General features: G+C 43.7%; 15 protein-coding genes, 1 tRNA gene, 3 rRNA genes and 1 pseudogene. 1 reads left to right on the top strand and 19 read right to left on the bottom strand.

Going from position 1 to position 23,887, the window contains the following annotated elements:
- Window positions 1-82: 82 nt before the first annotated feature.
- From CLOSA_RS00100 to CLOSA_RS00040, 13 genes are all read right to left on the bottom strand, one after another.
- Window positions 83-2,973, bottom strand: a 23S ribosomal RNA gene (locus tag CLOSA_RS00100).
- Window positions 2,974-3,451: 478 nt separating this feature from the next.
- Window positions 3,452-3,569, bottom strand: a 5S ribosomal RNA gene (rrf, locus tag CLOSA_RS00095).
- Between the two features lie 228 nt (window positions 3,570-3,797).
- Window positions 3,798-5,328, bottom strand: a 16S ribosomal RNA gene (locus CLOSA_RS00090).
- The 16S, 23S and 5S rRNA genes sit together here, the layout of an rRNA operon.
- A 523-nt stretch (window positions 5,329-5,851) precedes the next feature.
- Window positions 5,852-5,939: transfer RNA gene (locus tag CLOSA_RS00085), tRNA-Ser, on the bottom strand.
- Between the two features lie 86 nt (window positions 5,940-6,025).
- Window positions 6,026-6,739 (bottom strand): lysophospholipid acyltransferase family protein, encoded by a 714-nt coding sequence (locus CLOSA_RS00080; protein ID WP_013270759.1) that lies wholly within the window; start codon window positions 6,737-6,739, stop codon window positions 6,026-6,028.
- 8 nt (window positions 6,740-6,747) lie between these two features.
- Window positions 6,748-7,299, bottom strand: coding sequence for a Fe-S-containing hydro-lyase (locus CLOSA_RS00075; RefSeq protein WP_041708357.1), 552 nt, complete (start codon window positions 7,297-7,299; stop codon window positions 6,748-6,750).
- Between the two features lie 26 nt (window positions 7,300-7,325).
- Window positions 7,326-8,168, bottom strand: coding sequence for a fumarate hydratase (locus CLOSA_RS00070; protein ID WP_013270757.1), 843 nt, complete (start codon window positions 8,166-8,168; stop codon window positions 7,326-7,328).
- Between the two features lie 203 nt (window positions 8,169-8,371).
- Complete coding sequence (locus CLOSA_RS00065) at window positions 8,372-8,803, bottom strand: RrF2 family transcriptional regulator (protein ID WP_013270756.1); 432 nt, start codon at window positions 8,801-8,803, stop codon at window positions 8,372-8,374.
- 192 nt (window positions 8,804-8,995) lie between these two features.
- The gene (locus CLOSA_RS00060) at window positions 8,996-9,268 is read right to left on the bottom strand and encodes an HPr family phosphocarrier protein (protein WP_013270755.1); all 273 of its coding nucleotides are present in this window, start codon (window positions 9,266-9,268) and stop codon (window positions 8,996-8,998) included.
- 13 nt (window positions 9,269-9,281) lie between these two features.
- Window positions 9,282-10,718 carry a glycoside hydrolase family 1 protein gene (locus CLOSA_RS00055; protein WP_013270754.1) on the bottom strand — a complete coding sequence of 479 codons (1,437 nt, stop codon included), beginning with the start codon at window positions 10,716-10,718 and terminating at the stop codon, window positions 9,282-9,284.
- Window positions 10,715-11,092: a PTS lactose/cellobiose transporter subunit IIA gene (locus CLOSA_RS00050; protein WP_013270753.1), complete on the bottom strand. Its 378-nt coding sequence runs from the start codon at window positions 11,090-11,092 to the stop codon at window positions 10,715-10,717. Before CLOSA_RS00050 ends, CLOSA_RS00055 begins: the two co-directional genes overlap by 4 nt.
- 23 nt (window positions 11,093-11,115) lie before the next feature.
- Window positions 11,116-12,375, bottom strand: coding sequence for a PTS sugar transporter subunit IIC (locus CLOSA_RS00045; protein ID WP_013270752.1), 1,260 nt, complete (start codon window positions 12,373-12,375; stop codon window positions 11,116-11,118).
- 22 nt (window positions 12,376-12,397) lie between these two features.
- Entirely contained in the window at window positions 12,398-12,703 is a 306-nt protein-coding gene (locus CLOSA_RS00040) for a PTS sugar transporter subunit IIB (protein WP_013270751.1), read from the bottom strand.
- Between the two features lie 228 nt (window positions 12,704-12,931).
- On the opposite strand from CLOSA_RS00040, the gene CLOSA_RS00035 reads away from it, so the two are divergent.
- Window positions 12,932-14,851, top strand: coding sequence for a BglG family transcription antiterminator (locus CLOSA_RS00035; protein WP_013270750.1), 1,920 nt, complete (start codon window positions 12,932-12,934; stop codon window positions 14,849-14,851).
- 179 nt (window positions 14,852-15,030) lie between these two features.
- Here CLOSA_RS00035 and gyrA read toward each other — a convergent pair whose 3' ends face one another.
- The 6 genes and pseudogenes from gyrA to dnaA form a co-directional block, all read right to left on the bottom strand.
- Window positions 15,031-17,592: a DNA gyrase subunit A gene (gyrA, locus tag CLOSA_RS00030; protein WP_013270749.1), complete on the bottom strand. Its 2,562-nt coding sequence runs from the start codon at window positions 17,590-17,592 to the stop codon at window positions 15,031-15,033.
- Window positions 17,593-17,606: 14 nt separating this feature from the next.
- A complete protein-coding gene (gene gyrB / locus CLOSA_RS00025) occupies window positions 17,607-19,520 on the bottom strand; it encodes a DNA topoisomerase (ATP-hydrolyzing) subunit B (RefSeq protein ID WP_013270748.1) in 1,914 nt (637 codons plus the stop codon).
- Between the two features lie 55 nt (window positions 19,521-19,575).
- Window positions 19,576-20,661 carry a DNA replication/repair protein RecF gene (gene recF, locus CLOSA_RS00020; protein WP_013270747.1) on the bottom strand — a complete coding sequence of 362 codons (1,086 nt, stop codon included), beginning with the start codon at window positions 20,659-20,661 and terminating at the stop codon, window positions 19,576-19,578.
- Between the two features lie 91 nt (window positions 20,662-20,752).
- Window positions 20,753-20,956, bottom strand: a pseudogene (locus CLOSA_RS00015) (RNA-binding S4 domain-containing protein); the annotation flags it as partial.
- Window positions 20,957-21,049: 93 nt separating this feature from the next.
- Window positions 21,050-22,171 (bottom strand): DNA polymerase III subunit beta, encoded by a 1,122-nt coding sequence (gene dnaN / locus CLOSA_RS00010; protein WP_013270745.1) that lies wholly within the window; start codon window positions 22,169-22,171, stop codon window positions 21,050-21,052.
- 258 nt (window positions 22,172-22,429) lie between these two features.
- Window positions 22,430-23,806, bottom strand: coding sequence for a chromosomal replication initiator protein DnaA (dnaA, locus tag CLOSA_RS00005; protein ID WP_013270744.1), 1,377 nt, complete (start codon window positions 23,804-23,806; stop codon window positions 22,430-22,432).
- Window positions 23,807-23,887: the final 81 nt, after the last annotated feature.

The raw sequence follows: 23,887 nt of genomic DNA, 5'->3' as shown, positions 1-23,887 counted from the left end.
TATGAAGGTTTACATATACCCTCAAAACCACACATTGCTACATATCTGTTTTCATCCGTTCTTTCCTCTTACCTAAACCAACCTGGTTAAGCCCTCGACCTATTAGTGACAGTCAGCTCCACATGTTGCCATGCTTCCACCTCTGCCCTATCTACCTCGTCGTCTTCAAGGGGTCTTACTCTTGCGATGGGATATCTCATCTTGAGGGGGGCTTCACGCTTAGATGCCTTCAGCGTTTATCCCTTCCCGACTTGGCTACTCTGCCATGGTGTTGATCACCAACAGATACACCAGAGGTCAGTCCATCCCGGTCCTCTCGTACTAAGGACAGCTCCTCTCAAATATCCTACGCCCACGCCGGATAGGGACCGAACTGTCTCACGACGTTCTGAACCCAGCTCGCGTACCGCTTTAATGGGCGAACAGCCCAACCCTTGGGACCTACTACAGCCCCAGGATGCGATGAGCCGACATCGAGGTGCCAAACCACTCCGTCGATGTGAACTCTTGGGAGTGATAAGCCTGTTATCCCCAGGGTAGCTTTTATCCGTTGAGCGATGGCAATCCCACTTTATACCACCGGATCACTAAGTCCTAGTTTCCTACCTGCTCCACCCGTCGGTGTCGCAGTCAAGCTCCCTTATGCCTTTGCACTCTTCGAATGGTTTCCGTCCATTCTGAGGGAACCTTTGAGCGCCTCCGATACCCTTTCGGAGGCGACCGCCCCAGTCAAACTCCCCGCCTGACATTGTCCCCCAGCCAGGTCATGGCTGCAGGTTAGAAACCCAATACCGCAAGGGTGGTATCCCAACATCGGCTCCACAAAGACTGGCGTCCTTGCTTCTATGCCTCCCACCTATCCTGTACATGCAGTACCGAATCCCAGTATCAAGCTGGAGTAAAGCTCCATGGGGTCTTTCCGTCCTGGCGCAGGTAACCAGCATCTTCACTGGTACTTCAATTTCACCGGGTGCATTGTCGAGACAGCGCTCAAATCATTACGCCTTTCGTGCGGGTCGGAACTTACCCGACAAGGAATTTCGCTACCTTAGGACCGTTATAGTTACGGCCGCCGTTTACTGGGGCTTAAATTCAGAGCTTCGCGTTTCCGCTAACCCCTCCTCGTAACCTTCCAGCACCGGGCAGGCGTCAGCCCATATACCTCACCTTTCGGTTTTGCATAGACCTGTGTTTTTGCTAAACAGTTGCTTGAGCCTATTCTCTGCGGCCTGATTTCTCAGGCACCCCTTATCCCGAAGTTACGGGGTCATTTTGCCGAGTTCCTTAACAATGCTTCTCCCGCCGGCCTTAGGATTCTCTCCTCATCCACCTGTGTCGGTTTACGGTACGGGCACATATCACACAATAGCGGCTTTTCTTGACAGCCCCTACGAAGACTTCCCTACTTGTGTTCGGTACGCGTCACACCTTCCTGTTGCCAGATGGATTTTCCATTCTGGCCAGTAAAATGCTTGCCCCGGTCTTTTCATTCCCGGGTTCTTCCTCGGTTCTGTGTCCCCACAGTTCTGATGATATGCGGTACAGGAATTTCAACCTGTTGTCCATCGACTACGTCTTTCGACCTCGCCTTAGGCCCCGACTTACCCAGAGCAGATCAGCTTTACTCTGGAAACCTTAGATATTCGGCCTGGAGGATTCTCACCTCCATCTCGCTACTCATTCCGGCATTCTCTCTTCTTAACACTCCACATCTCCTTACGGTAATGCTTCTGTGCGTTAAGAATGCTCCTCTACCAATGTATTTACATACATTCCACAGCTTCGGTGTCGTGTTTTAGCCCCGGACATTTTCGGCGCAGGACCTCTCGACTAGTGAGCTATTACGCACTCTTTGAATGTGTGGCTGCTTCTAAGCCAACATCCTAGTTGTCTCTGAAATCCCACATCCTTTTCCACTTAACACGCACTTTGGGACCTTAGCTGGTGGTCTGGGCTCTTTCCCTTTTGACTGCCCAACTTATCTCGTGCAGTCTGACTCCCGTACATCATCTGACCGGCATTCGGAGTTTGATATTCTTTGGTAAGCTTTGACGCCCCCTAGGAAATTCAGTGCTCTACCTCCGGCAGACTAATACGAGGCTAGCCCTAAAGCTATTTCGAGGAGAACCAGCTATCTCCGGGTTCGATTGGAATTTCTCCCCTACCCACACCTCATCGCCACCCTTTTCAACGGATGTGCGTTCGGTCCTCCATTTCCTTTTACGGAAACTTCAACCTGGACATGGGTAGATCACCCGGTTTCGGGTCTACCTTTACTGACTCATTCGCCCTATTAAGACTTGGTTTCCCTTCGGCTCCGCACCTTCAGTGCTTAACCTTGCCAGTAACGGTAACTCGCCGGACCGTTCTACAAAAAGTACGCGGTTCCACTTAAAATGTGGTTCCACAGCTTGTAAACACAGGGTTTCAGGTTCTCTTTCACTCCCCTCCCGGGGTCCTTTTCACCTTTCCTTCACAGTACTATGCGCTATCGGTCACTAAGTAGTATTTAGCCTTGGGGGGTGGTCCCCCCGAATTCCCACAAGGTTTCTCGTGTCTCGTGGTACTTTGGATCCTGCTCGCTGACTATTGCTTTCCCATACAAGGCTTTCACTTTCTATGGCCGGTCTTTCCAGGACCGTTCTGGTAACAAATCGTCTCACTTCTTGCAGTCCATAACCCCAGTATGCACGCATACTGGTTTAGGCTCCTTCCATTTCGCTCGCCGCTACTTTGGAAATCGAGTTTTCTTTCTTTTCCTCCGGGTACTTAGATGTTTCAGTTCCCCGGGTTCCCGACGTATGGCTATGGATTCACCATACGACAGCTGAGGTTTGCTCAGCTGGGTTTCCCCATTCAGACATCTCCGGATCAAAGGATATTTGCTCCTCCCCGAAGCTTTTCGCAGCTTATCACGTCTTTCATCGGCTCTTAGTGCCAAGGCATCCACCCTGCGCTCTTATTAGCTTAACCAATTCGATGTTCACCTGCGGGTGCGGGTTACTAATCTAAGATACATAGCGTTGTATCTCTGGTCTTAGGTTTGTTATTTCACCGTACGTTACGGTTACTTTAACGAGTTTTGTTTGGTTACATCGTTAGATGTAACACCTCGGATGTCTTGATTTTGTTTTTATACTTTAACATATAAAAACTAATCTAGATATATTTCAATATGTGGTTTTCAAGGTACATGCGCGATGCAATCAGAAGTCTTCGCTTTTCGAAGTGCTCCTTCGTAACCGTACCGCTATGACTGAAGTTTATCAGTCATTCGAAAGCTCGATCAACTCAAACTCACGAATCACTGGTAAAAACCAGCTATATAAAACAGCACTGCCCTGCTGAATCAGGTTAACACATTCTTTAACACAGGCTTCGCTTTTCCCTCCGCCCATTGGAACGTGTCCGTTCTATATAAAACACTCCTTCGAGTGATTTTTTTTATGTAATCTGGCACCCACCTGCTCTCCCATGCCGTCTCCAGCATAGTACCATCGGCCGCTTAAGTCTTAACCATCGTGTTCGGGATGGGAACGGGTGTCTCCCCTAAGCGCATCGGCACCAGAAATTTCGTGTCTCACTAGTAATGCGTGCACAATTAAGCGGAAAACTGTGTTGAAAGCTTGCTTTCATAAGCAGTTTTTTGATTCATTGTATAAGCGGCGCAGCCGCGACCGAGCGAATTATTCGCGAGGTTCCACATTACGGTTCTCTTGGTGTTTCTTTATTCTTTTTACTTCCTTTGAAAACCAAAGACTCAACAGTATCTAAAACCCTTACTTCTTCTTCCTTAGAAAGGAGGTGATCCAGCCGCACCTTCCGATACGGCTACCTTGTTACGACTTCACCCCAGTTATCAGTCCCGCCTTCGGCAGCTCCCTCCTTACGGTTGGGTCACTGACTTCGGGCGTTACCAACTCCCATGGTGTGACGGGCGGTGTGTACAAGACCCGGGAACGTATTCACCGCGGCATTCTGATCCGCGATTACTAGCGATTCCAGCTTCATGTAGTCGAGTTGCAGACTACAATCCGAACTGAGACGTTATTTTTGGGGTTTGCTCCAGATCGCTCCTTTGCTTCCCTTTGTTTACGCCATTGTAGCACGTGTGTAGCCCAAATCATAAGGGGCATGATGATTTGACGTCATCCCCACCTTCCTCCAGGTTATCCCTGGCAGTCTCCCCAGAGTGCCCAGCCGAACTGCTGGCTACTAAGGATAAGGGTTGCGCTCGTTGCGGGACTTAACCCAACATCTCACGACACGAGCTGACGACAACCATGCACCACCTGTCTGGAATGCCCCGAAGGGAAGGCCCCGTTACGGACCGGTCATTCCGATGTCAAGACTTGGTAAGGTTCTTCGCGTTGCTTCGAATTAAACCACATGCTCCACCGCTTGTGCGGGTCCCCGTCAATTCCTTTGAGTTTCATTCTTGCGAACGTACTCCCCAGGTGGAATACTTATTGCGTTAGCGGCGGCACCGAAGAGCTTTGCTCCCCAACACCTAGTATTCATCGTTTACGGCGTGGACTACCAGGGTATCTAATCCTGTTTGCTCCCCACGCTTTCGAGCCTCAACGTCAGTTACAGTCCAGTAAGCCGCCTTCGCCACTGGTGTTCCTCCTAATATCTACGCATTTCACCGCTACACTAGGAATTCCACTTACCTCTCCTGCACTCCAGCACCACAGTTTCCAAAGCAGTCCCGGGGTTGAGCCCCGGGCTTTCACTCCAGACTTGCAGTGCCGTCTACGCTCCCTTTACACCCAGTAAATCCGGATAACGCTTGCCCCCTACGTATTACCGCGGCTGCTGGCACGTAGTTAGCCGGGGCTTCTTAGTCAGGTACCGTCATTTTCTTCCCTGCTGATAGAGCTTTACATACCGAAATACTTCTTCACTCACGCGGCGTCGCTGGATCAGGGTTTCCCCCATTGTCCAATATTCCCCACTGCTGCCTCCCGTAGGAGTTTGGGCCGTGTCTCAGTCCCAATGTGGCCGGTCACCCTCTCAGGTCGGCTACTGATCGTCGGCTTGGTGGGCCGTTACCTCACCAACTACCTAATCAGACGCGGGTCCATCTCATACCACCGGAGTTTTTCACACTGTGCCATGCAGCACTGTGCGCTTATGCGGTATTAGCAGCCGTTTCCAACTGTTATCCCCCTGTATGAGGCAGGTTACCCACGCGTTACTCACCCGTCCGCCGCTCAGTCACTTTTAATTCCATCCGAAAACTTCCTTAAAAGTGCTTCGCTCGACTTGCATGTGTTAAGCACGCCGCCAGCGTTCATCCTGAGCCAGGATCGAACTCTCAAATTTAAGCAGATAGTCTTTAAAAGCGGTCAGAGATTGGTAGAAAAGTCTGTTGAAAGCTTGCTTTCATAAGGACTTTTTTGCAAATCTATGAACATTTGCGAAGCAAATGGTAGCGAATGAAGCAAAGCTTCATGAGCCTACCGCCCGGACTAGCCATCCAGTTCAATCCACGGTCAAAATCAACTAACTAGCTAATTTATTTCCCGTTTTACTTGTTGTTTGGTTCGTATACAATTACTTGTATTCGTTCTGAAATTTTCTCATTCAAAGCCATCAAACATGGCTTGTTTTATTAGAATTTTCAGGGTTTTACATACTGTTCAATCTTCTGTTTTCAAGGTGCTTTGTGTTGTTCTTTCTTAACAGCAACTCGTTTATTCTATCACAGCGTTTCTGTTCTGTCAACACTTTTTTTATTTTATTTTTTACTGTTTTTCGACAGCTGGTATATAGTAGCACATCTTTATTTCCTTGTCAACTACTTTTTTCACTGCCCAGAAGTAAAAAATAATCATTTGGAAATGAGCGGAGAAAGAGGGATTTGAACCCTCGCGCCGGTTGCCCGACCTACACCCTTAGCAGGGGCGCCTCTTCGGCCTCTTGAGTATTTCTCCGTAGTTCATAATTTCCATATGATTGGTCTTTCAAGAAAAATCTTTTCCAGACGCATTGACAATTATACAAGATATATTTCGACTTGTCAACCTATTATTTGATTTATTTTTTCCTGTATATTGTCATGTACCAGCTCGGCAATCTGGAGAGTTTTCATGTTCTTATATTCCTCTGCATAAATCGGTTTTAAGAAGCAGACCTGGACGGTTTGTTTTTTAGAAGAGTTCTCATCAAATGGCTTAAAACAGTCAATCAAAGCCACCGGCACAATAGGACATTTGGCATTTACTGCGCTTTTAAAGGTTCCTCCCTTAAAAGCCAACAGTTTATTTCCTTCACGGCTGCGGGTCCCCTCTGGGAAGATTACATAATTCTTACCCAGTTTTACATTTTCTGCCATTCTGACTATAATTTCCATGGAGGCCTTAATGTCCTGGCGATCAATGGAGAAGCCATTCAAAGCTTTGATTACCTGTTTCACTAAAATGAGTTTTGCAGCTTCTTTTTTTACTACCACCCCAAAAGGATTGGGACAGGCATCCATAAGAGCCAGTACATCAAACAATCCCTGATGATTGGGGAACAGGATAAATCCATTTTCAGAAGGCAGATTATCAACTCCCTGGACTTCTACCTTAATGCGTCCTGTTCTGTTTACTGTTTTCACAACGTTACGGAGATAATCATAACGCTGGCCATCGGTGTGGGTATCATTTGGAAGTCCCATTCGCCATATTCGGTAAAACCATATAGGGACTCGAAAAAAGTTTCTGATTACCATATAAAAGATACGATTCATATTTGCTTTTAATCCTCCCTGTATCTTTCTATGGCTGTTTCATATAAATTGTTTCCTTTGCTGTCTATGACAACTACCGCCGGAAAATCTTTTATTTCCAGACGTCTTATGGCCTCTGTTCCCAAATCTTCATAAGCGATTATTTCAGAGGCAAGGATGCATTTGGAAAGAAGGGCTCCGGCTCCCCCCACCGCTGCAAAGTAAACAGACTGGTTTTTTATGATGGATTCAATGACCTCTTTGCTCCTTTTTCCTTTTCCGATCATTCCCCTCATTCCCATATCAAGAAGAAGTGGTGTGTACTGATCCATACGGCTGGCCGTAGTTGGCCCTGCCGAACCGATGGGACGTCCTTCCCTGGCTGGGGATGGCCCCATATAATAGATCATATTTCCTTCTATATCAAAGGGGAGAGCTTCCTTTTGGTCCAAAGTTTCCTTCATTCTTTTATGAGCGGCATCCCGGGCAGTATAAATAGTTCCTGTCAGGTAAACATAGTCTCCTGCCTTCAGATTTTTGGCATCTTCCCTGCTGATGGGTACTTTTATGTGATGATCCATGATTCCTCCATTCTTAGCTTCAATCATTATATGACCCTGTGTGCATGTCTGTTTACATGACAGCAGATATTCACTGCCACAGGCAGTCCGGCTATGTGGGTGGGATAAGTTTCAATGTTCACAGCCAGGGCAGTAATCCTTCCGCCAAGACCTCCCGGTCCGATTCCAAGCTGATTGATCTTATCAAGCATCTCTGATTCCAGTTCCTTTACATATGGTATCAGGGACCGTTTTTCAATGTCCCTGGTCAACGCCTGTTTTGCCAGCTGGGCACATTTTTCAAAGGTACCGCCAATCCCTACTCCAACCACCATTGGAGGACATGCATTTGGACCGGCTTCCTTCACGGCAGATAATATGGAATCCTTAATCCCTTCCAATCCATCCGCTGGCTTTAGCATAAAAATACGGCTCATGTTTTCACTCCCAAATCCCTTGGGAGCTACTGTAATATCAATCTTATCTCCGCTAACTACTTCATAATGAATGACTGCAGGGGTATTATCCTTTGTATTCACCCGTTCCACAGGCTCCACTACAGATTTTCTTAAATATCCTTCCACATATCCTTCTCTTACTCCCTGATTGATTGCATCCGTAAGATTTCCGCCTTCTATATGTACATCCTGTCCAATTTTTATAAAAATCACTGCCATTCCAGTATCCTGGCAGATAGGGATCATATCCTCAGCCGCAATTTTTAAGTTATCCTTCAGTTGGCAAAGCACCTGTCTGCCAAGAGGAGAGGTTTCTGCATCCACCGCATGAAAGAATACTCTTTCCATATCACCTGACAGCTTATGATTGGCTTCTATGCACATTTCTTTTACGTTCTTCGTTATTTCTTCAATTCTAACCATTCTGATCATATATTCCTCCACATAAGCAGACCTCTTTGTTTTATTTCATCATAAATGATTCTTATTGCGAAATCAAGTTCAAACATAAAATAAGGCAGGGATGATTTATTTCTCATACCCTGCCTTATTAAAAGGAAGATGGAATCCCCTGTTGGTTTAACCAACGGAGGTACTATTTATTTCAAGCAGCATTGCACATGATTTCAAAAAAATTATTCCATAGAACCGGGACGATTTTTGATTAATTTATCCTGAATATCTTTTATGGTGATTTCTTCCATTCTTCTTCTGCACAACTCATTCAGATCCCCGTATATTTCATCCATAACCCCTGACATTCCTGAAGCAATCATACAGGGGGTATCTACATTTCCGGATTTCCAGGAAGAAGATACAAAGGTAACATCCAAAGCATCACATATGCTTTTTAAATTAACTTCAGAGGAATCTTTTGCAAAATGATAGCCGCCCTCCAGCCCTTCCTTTGTTGTGATAATTCCGGCTTTTTTTAATTTTGCCATGACCTTTCTCACACGGGCAGGATTGGTGCATACATTGGAAGCCAGTTCTTCGCTGGAAATGGTGACCTTCCTTTGATTTAAATAAACTATTCCATGAACCGCTACTGCAAACTCACTTGTCATATGAATCCCCTATTTCATGGGCTAATTTCCTTAGCTGAGTCAGGCATAGCGCCGGCGGAACTTTGAAAATCAGCCGTTCGATGAGCCTTTTGGCAAATCGAACTCTCTTGATCTGTAATTGATATAGTTTCAGTTTATATTTTATCAATTTGCCTGATCCTTGTCAAGGGGACTTCTATTACTTCATGGAATTCAGCGGCTTGGAGATAATCCGATTCTTTCTGCCAGCTCTATCAACTGCTCAATGGCCTGGTATTCATCTTCCCCTGCGGCAGTTATTATTACCCGTTCTTCCTGTCTGGCTGCTAACCTCATAATTGCAAGAGGATTTTTTAAATCAGCTTCTATATCTTCTTTCTTTATTGTAATAAGAGAGGTAAACTTTTTGGCTGCTGCTGCCATATCTCCCGCTGACCTGGCATGAATCCCCAATGCATCCTGAATCACAAATTCAAACTGCCTCACAAAGCACCTCCTGTTAAACCAGATCCTCACCGCCCGATGCAATTACTTTTTTCATCCATGCATAACTGTCCTTTTTCATTCTTTTCCCTGTACCATTGCCATAATCATCATAATCTACATAAATAAAACCGTAACGCTTGCTCATTTCACAGGATGAGCAGGAAACTATATCAATGGGCCCCCATGCATAATAACCTCTTAAATCTACCCCGTCCTTAATGGCTTCCTTCATCTGCTCAATATGGGCACGAAGATAATCTATCCTGTAGGAATCGTGGATTTCTCCATTTTCGACTTCATCATAGTATCCTACTCCGTTTTCCGTAATATAAATAGGCTTTTGATATCTGTCATAGAATTCATTTAATAAGATCCTTAAACCAATGGGATCAATGCTCCACCCCCATGGATTTGCAGGAAGCTGCTTATTTCTGTATGCCTTATTCCCCATTTCATAGCTTTCCTTTGAACAAATCTGAGTATAATAATATGAAAATGAGAAAAAGTCTGCCGTATGTTTCAAATCCTCTTCATCACCAGCTTCAAAAGTAAGCTTAATATTCCAGTCCTGGAAAAAGCGGAATGCATATCCGGGGTAATATCCTCTAAGTAATACATCTGCATAAAAATACTCCATCTGATTGTGTTTTAATGCCGCCAAAACATCTTCCGGCTTACAAGTGGCCGCATATTCCGGTCCGCCGCACAGCATCATGCCGATCTGCATATCAGGATATTTTTCATGTGCATATTTTGTGGCTCTGGCACATGCTACCATCTCATGATGGACAGCCTGATATTTTGCAGAATAAAGATCTTCAACCGTATCCTCTGCAACTCCAAGGTGATTAAACGACTCATGGCCGATTAAATTTATCTGATTAACAATGATCCAGTACTTTATTTTCCCCGCATACCGGTCAAATACTGTTTTGCAGTACTTTACAAAATAATCAATGACTTCCCTGGAATACCAGCCTTTGTATGCAGTGGTCAGATGAAGAGGCATTTCATAATGTGAAATGGTGATCATTGGCTCCATGCCGTTTTTTATGATCTCATCAAATAGTTTATCATAAAATTCCAGCCCCTTCTCATTTGGCTGTTTATCATCTCCGTTCGGAAAAATTCTTGCCCAGTTAATGGATGTTCTGAATGTTTTAAGTCCCAGATCAGCCAGCAGCTTTAAATCCTCAGGATAGGTATGATAAAAATCAATGCCTCTCCTTTTGGGGAAATTCTTATCATTGCCTTTTAATGCCTCTTCGATATATGCTCTGGTTATTTCACCATTGGAACGCTTTTCAATGGGCAGATCCTTTTGGAACTCATTAATATCTGCCAGGCAGAGGCCTTTCCCATCCAGATCAAAAGCCCCCTCCAGCTGATTTGCCGCTACGGCACCTCCCCACATGAAATCTGACGGAAATCCCTTTGGTACTTTTTTCATAACGTTCTCCTTCCCTTCCTGATGTCATGATTCTCTATCTGATCTTCCAGGCGCTTCATACGGTTTTCCCAGTTTTCAAAAATTTTAATCATTTGCTTAGCAATGTTGATTTCACTGTATATGGTCATCAGCGTATCCTGGGCATGAGCAAAAATCAGGGAATACTCTGTTTTTTCACCTCTGGTTTCTCCCTGGATGGCATCTGTCTGGATCCGGTGAGCTTCTGTAATCTTTTTCTGCGCTTCCTTCATTTTTTCATTTGCTAAAGTAAAATCCTGATCCGCAATGGCTGTCAAGGCTTCTTTGCACAGCAAACGTGCATCACCTGCATTCATAATAATACTCATTGCAGACTCTAGTGTTTTTTCATCCATTTTTTATCACCCTTCTTATTACTCTATTTCTTTTCTTCTGCCTCTTTCTCTGACTTTGCTTCCTGATTGTCATAGATACGGAAAAATGGATACCAAATTACGGTGGAAAGCAAAGCACAGACAGCCATTAAAATAATCCCCCGGATACTTCCCGTTGTCAGCCAGGTAGAAATAGGAAACGGACAATACCACATATCAAATACTCTGGTAGGAATGGGGGCAAACGGTATCACCTTAGTAAAAATCCAGACCACTGAAGGAAGAATGATTCCCATCAGCCACATGGGGATCATCATAATCGGATTCCAGGCAATACAGCCGAATACAACCGGTTCATTAATATTAAAAATAGCAGGTACTAAGCTTGCACGTCCTAATGCTCTTAATTTATTGCTTTTTGCAAACACAAGCATAATAACCAGCGGCAACGTACATCCGATTCCTCCGATCCAGACATAAGCAGAATATACCGTAGGATCAGTTACCAGGTTCAGGGTCTCATACGTTGCCGTACCGGCTGCTGCCATAGATACATTAGCAGTAATGGCCATGAGCATTGCAGGCTTGTAAACCGGTGTAAGGACCCAGCTTGAGATACCAAGAGAATATAAAAAACAAACAAGTAAAAGGGAAAGAACAAATCCCCAGGGAGTCTGCATAACATTGGAAATTGGCATAAATAACGATAGCAGGATATTATAAATATCAATTCCAAGTAAATCTACCAAAACCCAGAGAGTGCAGACCACAATACCCGTAGGCAGCATGGAATCAAACCAGGCTCTTACAAAGTCAGGTATTACGGATGATTCTTTAAAAAATGAAAACTTTCCGAAAATTCCCATGATAAAACCGGAGAAAACACCTGCGGTAATGGCTACAAACATTCCACCGGCTCCTAAAGACGCATGCTGAAATCCTGCCTGACCATCTTTTATCACCTGGGGAGAAATAATAATCAAAAATGCAACCACACCGGAAAGAGCGGCGATGATCCTTTGTTTGCGCATACGTTTCTTTTCCATTAAGTTAAAAGGAATTAAAAATGCTACAAACAAGGACAAAAGACCCATTGTCCAGCCAAAGGGGGTCCAGAAATTCGGCCACCAGTTCCAGCCGAACACATCTCCCGGAACGGTTAAAAAGCAAAAAATAGATCCCAATAAAATAAATGGAAGCACCTGCATAATGGAATCTTTTAAGGTAGTAACCCATACATTATTATTTATTTTGTTCATCTTAGGTGCAAAACTGTGCTCTAACCAATAAATTAACTGCTTCATCCTTCTCCTCCTCCTGATACCCTTAACCAAGTTCCTTTAATAAATGATCCAATGCCTGATCTCCATTTAACGTTGAATAATATTCCGGCTTCATTAAAATGACCTTCACATCCTTTCCACCGGTATACTCCTCAATCTCGTCCATAATATAGGCCAGGTGGGGTCCTACCATAAGGGCATCAATCTCATCAATATAGTTTTCAATTTCACTTTCTCCCCTGGCCTTTATATTAACCTCCATTTTTCTTGCAGCCGCTGCTTTTCTTATATTAGCTGCCATAAATCCAGAGCTTGCACCGGATCCGCAAACCAATAAAACATTTAACATAAATAAAATCCTCCTTTATCTGTATAATATGAATTATGAAAATGCTGTCCTTTTAACTTCTCATAAAAGGAGTTGAAATCAAGGGATTATTTTCACAATGTGTTTCATGCATTCATTATGACTTTTTTCCGTTTAAAATTCCACCAGAGTTTTGCACGCTGCATGTGCAAAACTCTGGTGGAAAAATCCTTTCCATACTTTTATAATGGACAGAAGGAGGGTTTTACCATGGGGCCAAAATTAATAAAATTGATACGAATCCTGATGATGCATACAAAAGAGATGACAGCTTCTGCATTAGCTGCTGAAATGGGGGTATCGGAACGCAGTATTAAAAATTATATTTCAGAAATCAATGACAACCATCCTCAGACGATTTCTTCTTCCAGAAAAGGGTATACCATTCATGCAGAGGCCGGAAGAAAAATATTAAATAACTCCGGCACTCACATTCCTCAGTCCTCCAAGGAAAGACTGGTTTATATTATCAATCTTTTGATCAAGCAGGAAGCCGGCATTGATGCATACGATTTATGCGATACTATATTCATCAGCTACTCTACATTAAAAAATGAACTGGGTGCCGTAAAAAAGAAGCTGGGCCAATTTGATTTAAAGCTTTTTAATCAAAAGGATAACTTATTCATTGAAGGACTGGAAAAAAATAAACGCCGTCTGTTAAGCTCTATTTTATACGATGAATCCAACATTAACTTTGTAAGCCTGAAAACCATACAGCATGTTTTTCCTGATATTGAAATTGAATATATTAAAAATACACTGCTGAATATCTTTGATCAATACCAGTATTTTGTCAATGACTATTCTTTGATCAATATTGTTCTTCATATCACCATTGCCATTGACAGAATTAAAAATCACAACATCAATACCCAGGATGTAAATGAACTGGCGAAAATCCGTTATCATGAATATGAACTGGCGAATCAAGTCACAAAAGACCTGGAAAATCATTTTCATATCACATATAGTGAAGCTGAAATCTATGAGCTTGCCCTGCTTCTGATTTCCAGAGCCACTACCATTGATTATAAAACCATAACCACTGCCAACCTGGAGAATTTTATCGGCAAGGAATGCTTTGATCTTGTGGAAGAAATGATCCAGTCAGTCAATGCGTATTATTACATTGATTTATCAGAGCCTGAATTTTTAATCCGGTTTGCCATTCACATAAGAAACTTGCTTCAAAGGTCAAAAAACCAGCAGTTTTCAAAGAATCCATTAACGGAAGAAATTAAAACTTCCTGTCCGCTAATTTATGATGTATCCGTATATTTATCCGGAATCATCAAAGACCGGACAGGGATTATGATAAATGACGACGAAATTGCTTATATCACCTTTCACCTGGGAAGTACTCTGGAAGCACAAAAAAGCCTTAATAAAAAAGTAACGGCTGTTTTATACTGTCCCAATTATTATGATCTAAATGTACGTCTGACAGATACCATCAATCAGCATTTTTCCTGTGAAATGCTCATAACGAACATCTTGACGGAGGAATCTGTTCTGGAACAGGTCCCTAAATGTGATTTTATGATATCTACGGTCCCCCATCATGGATATTTGGGCATGGATATCGTCCATATCGGAATGTTTCTTACGGATAAGGATATTTCCGTGATCAGAAATAAAATCACATCCGTTCGTGTCAGTAAAAAGAAAGCCACCTTTAAAAGTTATTTGGAAATGCTTATCATTCCGGAATTTTTTGAAAGAAGAAATGATTTAAAGACAGAAAGGGATTCCATCGAATATATGGCCGGTAAAATGCACCGGCTGGGTTACGTAGACGAAACATTCCAGGAAGATATCTATATGCGGGAAAAGCTGTCTTCCACTGCTTTTCATGATTTTGCCATTCCCCATGCAATGAAAATGCATGCTGAAAAAACAGGACTGAATATATTAATCTCTAATTCTCCTGTTTCATGGAACGAAAAGCCTGTTTCCCTGATCATTATGATGTGCTTTAACAAAAATGACCGTTACATTTTTAACGAAATCTTTGAACCTCTTACCATGATGCTGACGGACAGGGAATTTATGAAAAAGCTGATTCAGGTCAAAGACCATAAAGCCTTCATTCAGATGCTGACTGATAATCTGGAAGTTACTTTCTAGTACAAAATTTTATCGCTGCCCATAAAAAAAGTTGTCCTGGCATTGAAGCCGGACAACTTTTTATAGAAGTATTGATTTATGCATCCTTAATACGGACAATCACACTCTTTATCATTTTATAACCTTTTCTGAAATGGAATCAAAACTAAGATATAATCATATCCTTTGTGTTAAGATTTTCATTCCTCTTCCGGAGCATCTTCCATCTCTTTGATTTCCTCCGGCAGCTCTTCATCTATGATGTCCAGTTCTTCCAAACCTTCTCCATCAGACTTGCTTCCATCATCCCGCACCTTGGCAATGCTGGCAACGGTAATATCAGAATCCTGGTCAATGTTCATCAGTTTCACTCCCGAGGTATTTCTTCCGATGACGGAAATGTCATTGACGGAAATACGGATGACAATTCCTTCAGTAGTGATCAGAAGGAGGTCATGGTCATCTTCGACCAGCTTGGCTCCTACGATATCTCCGGTTTTTTCCGTAATCTTATAGCAGAGAACGCCTTTTCCGCCTCTTCTTTGGGGAGTAAATTCCTCAATCGGAGTACGCTTGCCCATGCCGTTGGCGGATACGATTAAAAGTTTTGGTCCCTGGGATTCCTTCTGCATGCCTACTACCTGGTCATCCTCATTAAGCTTCATGCCGATAACACCCATGGATACACGGCCGGTAATACGGACATCCTTTTCATGGAACCGGATACACTGTCCCTTTTTCGTTACCAGGAAAATATCCTTTGTATCATCGGTGGCCTTTACCTCAATCAGCTCATCATTTTCCCGAAGTACAATGGCCTGAAGACCGTTCTTACGGACATTGGCATATTCCATCATAGGTGTTTTCTTTACCATTCCGTTTCTGGTAGCCATGAATAAGAACTTGTCATCATCATATTCCTTCATAGGGATGATGGCCGTAATACTCTCACCCGGAAGCATCTGAAGAAGGTTTACAATGGCGGTTCCTCTGGAGGTTCTGCTTCCTTCCGGGATCATATAGGTCTTTAACCGGTAAACCCGGCCTGTATTGGTAAAGAACATCAGGTAATGATGGGTAGTTGTCATCATCAGGTCTTCAATGTAATCCTGGTCAATGGTCTGCATTCCTTTGATTCCTCTGCCGCCCCGGTTCTGGTTTTTGAAGTTGTCAACAGACATCCTCTTAATATATCCCAGTTTTGTCATGGCAACAATGGTACTTTCATCGGGAATTAAATCTTCCATGGACATATCGAATTCATCAAAGCCAATGGAGGTCCTTCTGTCATCTCCGTATTTTGCGGAAATGATGGAGATTTCTTCCTTAATCACTCCCAAAAGCTTTTTCTCATCAGCAAGGATGGATTTTAATTCCGCAATTCTGGCTTCCAGCTCCCTGTATTCGTTTTCAAGCTTCTCCCTCTCCAAACCGGTAAGAGCTCTCAAACGCATATCCACGATGGCCTGAGACTGAACATCGCTTAAGCCGAAACGGCTCATAAGTTCTGCCTTGGCTGCCTGGACATTTTCAGAACCCCTGATGATTCTGATGACTTCATCGATATTATCTAAGGCAATCAGCAGACCCTGTAAAATATGGGCTCTTTCTTCCGCCTTATTCAAATCGTAACGGGTCCTTCTGGTCACCACTTCTTTCTGGTGATCCAGATAATAATTCAGCATCTGCAGTATATTTAAGACCTTAGGCTCCAGAACGCCGGCACTGTTTTTAACAAGGGCAAGCATGATTACCCCAAAGGTATCCTGAAGCTGGGTGTGCTTGATCAGCTGGTTAAGTACAACGTTGGCATTGGCATCCCGTCGAAGCTCAATACAGATCCTCATTCCGGAACGGTCGGACTCATCTCTTAAGTCGGTAATGCCGTCTACCTTTTTGTCCTTCACAAGCTCCGCGATCTTTTCAATGAGGCGGGCCTTATTGACCATGTAAGGAAGCTCGGTCACAATGATCCGGTTTTTTCCGTTTGCCATGGCTTCAATATCGCTGACAGCCCTGACACGGATTTTTCCTCTTCCTGTGCGGTATGCTTCTTCAATTCCCCTTTTTCCCAGGATGGTTGCTCCTGTGGGGAAATCCGGACCTTTGATGATTTCCAGGATTTCCTCCATGGTGGTTTCCCTGTTTTCCTCCACCTGGTTGTCAATAATATGAACCACCGCGCTGATGACCTCCCTTAAATTGTGGGGAGGGATATTGGTGGCCATACCAACGGCTATGCCTGAGGTTCCGTTGACCAGAAGATTGGGATAGCGGGACGGAAGAACATCCGGTTCCCGTTCCGTCTCATCAAAGTTAGGACTGAAATCAACGGTATCTTTGTTGATGTCCGCAAGCATTTCCATGGAAATCTTACTTAAGCGTGCTTCCGTATATCGCATGGCTGCTGCGCCGTCTCCATCCACGGAACCGAAGTTTCCATGTCCATCCACCAACGGATATCTGGTTGACCATTCCTGTGCTAAATTCACCAGGGCTCCGTAAATAGAGCTGTCGCCATGAGGATGGTACTTACCCATGGTATCACCGACGATACGGGCACATTTACGGTGTGGCTTATCCGGACCGTTGTTGAGCTCTATCATGGAATACAGGACTCTACGCTGAACGGGCTTCAAACCGTCTCTTACATCAGGCAGGGCTCTGGAAACAATGACGCTCATGGCATAATCGATATACGATTTTTCCATGGTCTTTTTTAGGTCCACATCATGAACTTTATCAAAGATATTTGGTTCCATTTTATTTCCTCCAATTAAATATCAAGATTCTGTACGTATTTCGCGTTGGCTTCGATAAATTCACGTCTTGGCTCTACCTGGTCACCCATTAAGGTGGTAAAAGTTAAATCCATCTCAGAAGTGGTATCTTCATTCATGATGACCCTTAGAAGGACTCTTCTTTCCGGATCCATGGTGGTTTCCCAAAGCTGTTCTGCGTCCATCTCTCCCAGACCTTTATATCGCTGGATCTTATTGTTATTGTCACGTCCGATTTCCTTCAGGATGGCATTTAGTTCCTCATCGCTGTAGGCATACCATACCTTTTTATTTTTCTCCACCTTGTATAAGGGAGGCTGTGCCAGGTATACATAGCCCTCCTTGATCAGATCCGGCATGAAGCGGTATAAAAAGGTGAGAAGCAACGTGCTGATATGGGCGCCGTCCACGTCGGCATCAGTCATAATGATGATTTTATGATATCTTAATTTGCTTAAGTCAAAGTCTTCATGGATCCCTGTACCAAATGCAGTGATCATGGCCTTGATCTCCGCATTGGCATAGATCTTGTCTAGCCTAGCCTTTTCCACGTTCAGGATCTTTCCTCTTAAAGGAAGGATGGCCTGGGTATTCCTGGAACGGGCGGTCTTTGCAGAGCCGCCGGCACTGTCCCCCTCTACGATGTAGATCTCACAGTTTTCCGGGTTTTTGTCGGAGCAGTCCGCAAGCTTTCCAGGAAGGGCCATCCCTTCAAGAGCAGTCTTTCTCCTGGTTAAATCCCTGGCCTTTCTGGCTGCAGCTCTTGCCCGCTGAGCAAGAATGGATTTGTCACATATCGTTTTTGAAAGGCTTGGATTCTGCTCCAAATAATAGGTGAACTGTTCCCTTAACAGGTTGTCCACCGCTCCTCTTGCTTCGCTGTTTCCTAATTTCTGCTTGGTCTGGCCTTCAAACTGAGGCTCCTCGATCTTGACACTGATGATGGCCGTCAGACCTTCCCTGATGTCTTCACCGGATAAGTTGGTTTCGTTTTCCTTTAACAGCCTGTTCTTTCTGGCATAATCATTTAAAGTGGTTGTCAGAGCATTCTTAAAACCTGCCAGATGGGTTCCTCCTTCCGGAGTGTTAATATTATTGACAAAGCTGTATATATTTTCCGTATAGGAATCATTATGCTGCATGGCAACCTCAACATAAACGCCATCCTTTGTTCCTTCGCAGTAAAACACCTGATCATAAAGAGGGGTTTTCCCTTTGTTTAAATAGGTGATAAACTCTTTGATGCCGCCTTCATAATGGAATACGTGCTCATGCTTATCTTCTCTCTCATCCCGAAGGATAATCTTTAAGTTTTTCGTTAAAAATGCAGTTTCACGAAGACGGATCTTTAAGGTATCGTAATCATAGACCGTTTCTTCAAAAATTTCCCCGTCAGGAAGAAAGGTTACCTTTGTTCCATGCTCATCCGGGCCGCATTCTCCTATAACCTTTAAGGGATACATGGTCTTTCCCTTTTCATAACGCTGTTTATAGATCTTTCCGTCCTGGCGGATTTCTACCTCAAGCCACTGGGAAAGGGCATTGACTACAGAAGCACCCACCCCGTGTAGTCCGCCGGAGACCTTATATCCCCCGCCGCCGAATTTGCCGCCCGCATGGAGGATGGTAAAAGCCACCTCAACCGCCGGAATCCCGGCTTTCTTCTGGATTCCCACAGGGATCCCCCGCCCGTCATCCACGACTGTCACGGAATTGTCAGGATGGATAATCACCTCTATGCTGTCGCAATATCCTGCAAGAGCCTCATCCACCGCATTGTCCACGATCTCGTAAACCAGATGATGAAGTCCTCTTGTGGAAGTACTGCCGATATACATACCAGGTCTTTTTCTTACTGCTTCAAGACCCTCTAATATCTGGATTTGATCTGCACCATATTCTTGACTCATATTTGCACGCTTCCTCCTGCATCGTTATTTGCGTTATAGTTTTGCCAAACTGTAACTAATTTTCACTGCCTACGGTACCGCTTACCACCCGGAATATCTTATCTACAGGAAACCGGTTTCTTACGAACTCTTCCAGCCCCGTACAGGTGATCACGGTCTGTATATGATTGATTCCTGCAAGCAATTGATTCTGCCTGCTGTTATCCAGTTCTGATAATACATCATCAAGTAAAAGGATGGGATAATCAAATACTGTTTTTTCTACCAGCTCTATTTCTGCAAGCTTTAAGGACAAAGCTGCTGTCCTCTGCTGCCCCTGGGAACCGTACCGGCGAATGTCGATTCCGTTGATGACAAAGCTTAAATCATCCCGGTGTGGACCGGTGAGGGTTGTTTTCTGCTTCATATCCTGCTGCCTGCTTCGCCTTATGGCCTCCTCAAACTCTTCGGCCCCCACATTAGGCTCATAAAGGATTCGTAGGTGTTCCTTTTCCCCGGAAAGCTGACCATGGATGGATCCAATGATTCCATCCAGTTGCTCTATAAATTCTTTCCGGTAACCGATCATTTCCTTTCCGTATTGGACCAGCTGCATATCCCACACATCCAGTGTTTCCTCATAATCCGGCCGGAAAGCCATATCTTTCAACAGTTTGTTGCGCTGCGTCACGATCCGGTTATACTGCACAAGGGAGTGGACATAATATCTATTTAGTTGACATAATTCCAAATCAACGAACCGGCGCCTTTCGGCCGGTCCGTTTTTTATGAGATTTAAGTCTTCCGGAGAAAAAAATACAACGTTGACAATTCCAAACAATTCACTGGCCTTCTTTATGGGAACACCGTTTACTGCCACGCCTTTGGCTTTATTCTTCTTCAAATGCATGTCGATCCTGTATGGAATATTGTTTTTTCTGATGTTTAGCTTGATATGCGACTCATCCCTGTCAAACTGTATAATTTCCTTATCCTTGCTCCCTCTGTGGGATTTTGTCGTAGCACAGACATAGATTGCTTCTAAGACATTTGTTTTTCCCTGGGCATTGTCCCCATAGAGTATATTGGTTCCCTGACTGAAATCCATATGTAATTCATCATAGTTGCGGTAATTCTTAAGCTCTATCGACTCAATTATCATGGATGGTGTTATTTCCTCTTTCCTGCCCATGTTTTTTGGGCACAGCGCGCCCCGCTTTATCGGGTGTCAAGGTTTGTCCGTCAGGGCGTTCCTCGATTTTAATGGCATTTCCTTCAAATGTTACTACGTCTCCGGCTCTTAATTTCTTTCCTCTCTGGTATTCCACCTGGCCATTGACCTGTACAAGGCCATCCTCTATGACAAATTTGGCGTCAACTCCAGAGCCCACCAAACCGGCTGCTTTTAAGGCCTGTCCCAGTTTGATATATTCATCCCTTAACTTGATCGTTTCCATAATTCCCTCTCTATTGCCCATGATTTTTGGGCATACCGGTATGCCCCAAGGGCAATCCTCTCTCCCCCTGTCTCTCCCTATGGAAGAGGCAGTTTAAACTGCTGCCGCATTAAAGTTTACAGGAAGAATCAAATAAATATATTTTCCTTCTTCGTCCCGGATAAAGCAGGGAGATTTAGGGTTCAGCATGTAAAGAGTCACTTCTTCATCATCAATAATCCTTAAGGCATCAATTAAAAACTTTGGATTAAAGCCGATCATGATGTCGCTTCCTGTTTTATGAATGGGAACCTGAGCATTCATGGAACCAAAGCTGGAATTCATCTTCAGCTCCATCTCCTGATCTTCAATATTCATGATCAGCGGCTTCTTATCATTTTCCCTTACCAGGATGGTTGCCCGGTCAAGACAGTCTAATAGCTGCCTTTTGTTAACTGATGTTTTTGTCTCGTAATCGCTGGACAGCATCTGGTCAATACGGAAATATTCTCCTTCGATCAAACGGGAAACAACAATAGTATCGTCAAATTCGAACAAAATGTGGTTGGTACTGAAGAAAATAAGCACTTCCTTTTCACTGTCCCCACCCAGGATCTTGCTGACTTCATTTAAAGTCTTGCCAGGAACAATGACTTTTATATCATGATACGTATCTTTTAATTCAATATTCCGGATGGAAATCCTGTGACCATCCAGAGAAACCACCTTTAACTGGTTGCCTGTCACCTGGAAAAGCTCTCCGGTCATCATTTTATTGCTGTCATTTGGAGCAATGGAAAAGATGGTCTGCCGGATCACTTCTTTTAACGAGAACTGGGATAAGCAAATATAATGGTCCCGTTCAATATACGGAAGATAGGCAAATTCCTCTCCATCCCTTCCCTGAATATGGAATACAGAGTTTTCACAGGAAATTGTAGTGGTAAACTTTTCATCACTTTCTATGGTAACCAGGGAATCTCCTGCTGAAGAGAGCTTTCTTACGATCTCAGAAAGCAGCTTTGCTTCCAGGGCGATCTTTCCCCTTTCCAGAATGGTTCCTTCTACCTTGGTCTCAATTCCAAGTTCCATGTCATTGGCGGTCAGTTTAATCTCTGATCCGCTGGCATCAATAAAGATGCACTCCAGGATGGACATGGTGGTTTTACTGGGAACTGCTTTCAGTACAATATTAATGCCGTTTAGGATCTCATCCTGTTTAAATGTCAGCTTCATAATTGTTGATAACTCCTTTGCTCTAGAAATTGCAATTAATAGATGGATAATATAGTTAAATTCCGTCGTATTAGTAGTAGGGGCTGTGGGTTTGTGTAAAAGCCCTGATAACCTTTATAAAGGCTGATGTTTCTATGTTCATAAGGTTGTGAATAACGTCCACAAAAACAAAGGAAAACCTTTCGGTTATCCACAGAAACTTAAGAAACGATTTAAGGGGTTTCATTATCCACAGAATATGAACAGCTAATACACACCTTATTGTGGATTAATCTTCTTTTTCAGAATTTCAATGGTATTATTTAAAGATTCGTTTTTATCTGCGTTGGCAGTTATTTTTTCTATTCCATGGATGATGGTGGTATGGTCCCTTCCTCCTAGGAATTTTCCTATCATCTGTAAGGGGGTACCGACCATTTCGCGGCAGAGATACATGACTATCTGACGTGGATAAACGATTTCCTTGTTCCTCTTTTGGGAACAGATATCAAGAGGAGTAAGGCCGTAGTGATCTGCAACCACCTGTATGACAAGTTCCGGCGTGACTTCCCGCTTGTCATTGGGAGAAATGATGTCCTTTAAGGCTTCTTCCGCCAGTTCTACGGTAATCTCCTTATTGTCAAGGCGGGACAGGGCCACGATCTTTGTCAGGGCTCCTTCCAGTTCCCGGATGTTGGATTTGATGTTGGTTGCTATGTATTTGATGACCTCATTGTCAATGTTATAGCCTTCCATTTCCTCCTTTTTCCTGAGGATGGCCATCCTTGTCTCATAATCAGGGGACTGGATGTCCACGGTTAAGCCCCATTCAAACCGGGACCGGAGACGTTCTTCCAGTGTTTCGATTTCTTTAGGCGGTTTATCTGAGGAAATAATGATTTGTTTTTTCGCTTCGTATAAGGCGTTGAAGGTGTGGAAGAATTCTTCCTGGGTACTTTCCTTACCGATGATGAACTGGATATCGTCAATCAGAAGAACGTCATTGTTGCGGTACTTCTCACGAAATTCCGTAGGAGAGAAGTTGTTTTTATTACGGATAGCGTCAATCAGTTCATTGGTGAACTTTTCACTGGTCACATATAAGACCTTTGCAGCCGGATTATTTTTTAATATGAAATGGCCGATGGAATGCATCAAGTGGGTCTTTCCAAGACCCACGCCTCCGTAGATAAACAGAGGGTTATAAATTTCACCGGGAGATTCCGCAACAGCCAGGGATGCGGCATGGGCCAGATTGTTATTGGCACCAACCACAAAAGTATCAAACGTATATTTTGGATTTAAGTTTGCGGTTATGATGGCCGACTGGCTGACCTGGTTCATGGTATTGGTAATGAGAGTGTTGCCTGCAGGTGCGGTTGCAGCTTCTTTTTGAATTTGGTTTTCAACAACGAAATCCACGGTGCACTCAAAACCAGTCACTTCTTCTATGGTAATTTTCAGAAGAAATCCGTATTTTTTGCGGATGTATCCTAAGAATTCCACATCCGGTACCGTAACGATGACCTTTTCACCGTTAACGGAATGAACTTTCAGCGGAAGAAGCCATGTTTTAAAAGACACGTCTGTAATTTCGTGTTCTTCTTTTAAATTCAATAAGATTTCATCCCATTTTTCCTTTAACTTTTCTAACATCGTAAGTCTCCTACATTTATAAAAATGCAAATATGCGCATTTACCCAATCTACAGTTCATTCTATACTATTTTGAATTAAT

Source organism: [Clostridium] saccharolyticum WM1 (assembly GCF_000144625.1).
GTDB lineage: Bacteria > Bacillota > Clostridia > Lachnospirales > Lachnospiraceae > Lacrimispora > Lacrimispora saccharolytica.
The sequence above is the reverse complement of the archived record's forward strand: the minus strand, read 5'-3'. Positions and strand labels throughout refer to the sequence as shown.

Coding starts and splice junctions, on each gene's coding strand:
- CLOSA_RS00080 (WP_013270759.1), bottom strand. CDS start 6,739: ATGAATCGTATCTTTTATATGGTAATCAGAAACTTTTTTCGAGTCCCT.
- CLOSA_RS00075 (WP_041708357.1), bottom strand. CDS start 7,299: ATGGATCATCACATAAAAGTACCCATCAGCAGGGAAGATGCCAAAAAT.
- CLOSA_RS00070 (WP_013270757.1), bottom strand. CDS start 8,168: ATGATCAGAATGGTTAGAATTGAAGAAATAACGAAGAACGTAAAAGAA.
- CLOSA_RS00065 (WP_013270756.1), bottom strand. CDS start 8,803: ATGACAAGTGAGTTTGCAGTAGCGGTTCATGGAATAGTTTATTTAAAT.
- CLOSA_RS00055 (WP_013270754.1), bottom strand. CDS start 10,718: ATGAAAAAAGTACCAAAGGGATTTCCGTCAGATTTCATGTGGGGAGGT.
- CLOSA_RS00050 (WP_013270753.1), bottom strand. CDS start 11,092: ATGGATGAAAAAACACTAGAGTCTGCAATGAGTATTATTATGAATGCA.
- CLOSA_RS00045 (WP_013270752.1), bottom strand. CDS start 12,375: ATGAAGCAGTTAATTTATTGGTTAGAGCACAGTTTTGCACCTAAGATG.
- CLOSA_RS00040 (WP_013270751.1), bottom strand. CDS start 12,703: ATGTTAAATGTTTTATTGGTTTGCGGATCCGGTGCAAGCTCTGGATTT.
- CLOSA_RS00035 (WP_013270750.1), top strand. CDS start 12,932: ATGGGGCCAAAATTAATAAAATTGATACGAATCCTGATGATGCATACA.
- gyrA (WP_013270749.1), bottom strand. CDS start 17,592: ATGGAACCAAATATCTTTGATAAAGTTCATGATGTGGACCTAAAAAAG.
- gyrB (WP_013270748.1), bottom strand. CDS start 19,520: ATGAGTCAAGAATATGGTGCAGATCAAATCCAGATATTAGAGGGTCTT.
- recF (WP_013270747.1), bottom strand. CDS start 20,661: ATGATAATTGAGTCGATAGAGCTTAAGAATTACCGCAACTATGATGAA.
- dnaN (WP_013270745.1), bottom strand. CDS start 22,171: ATGAAGCTGACATTTAAACAGGATGAGATCCTAAACGGCATTAATATT.
- dnaA (WP_013270744.1), bottom strand. CDS start 23,806: ATGTTAGAAAAGTTAAAGGAAAAATGGGATGAAATCTTATTGAATTTA.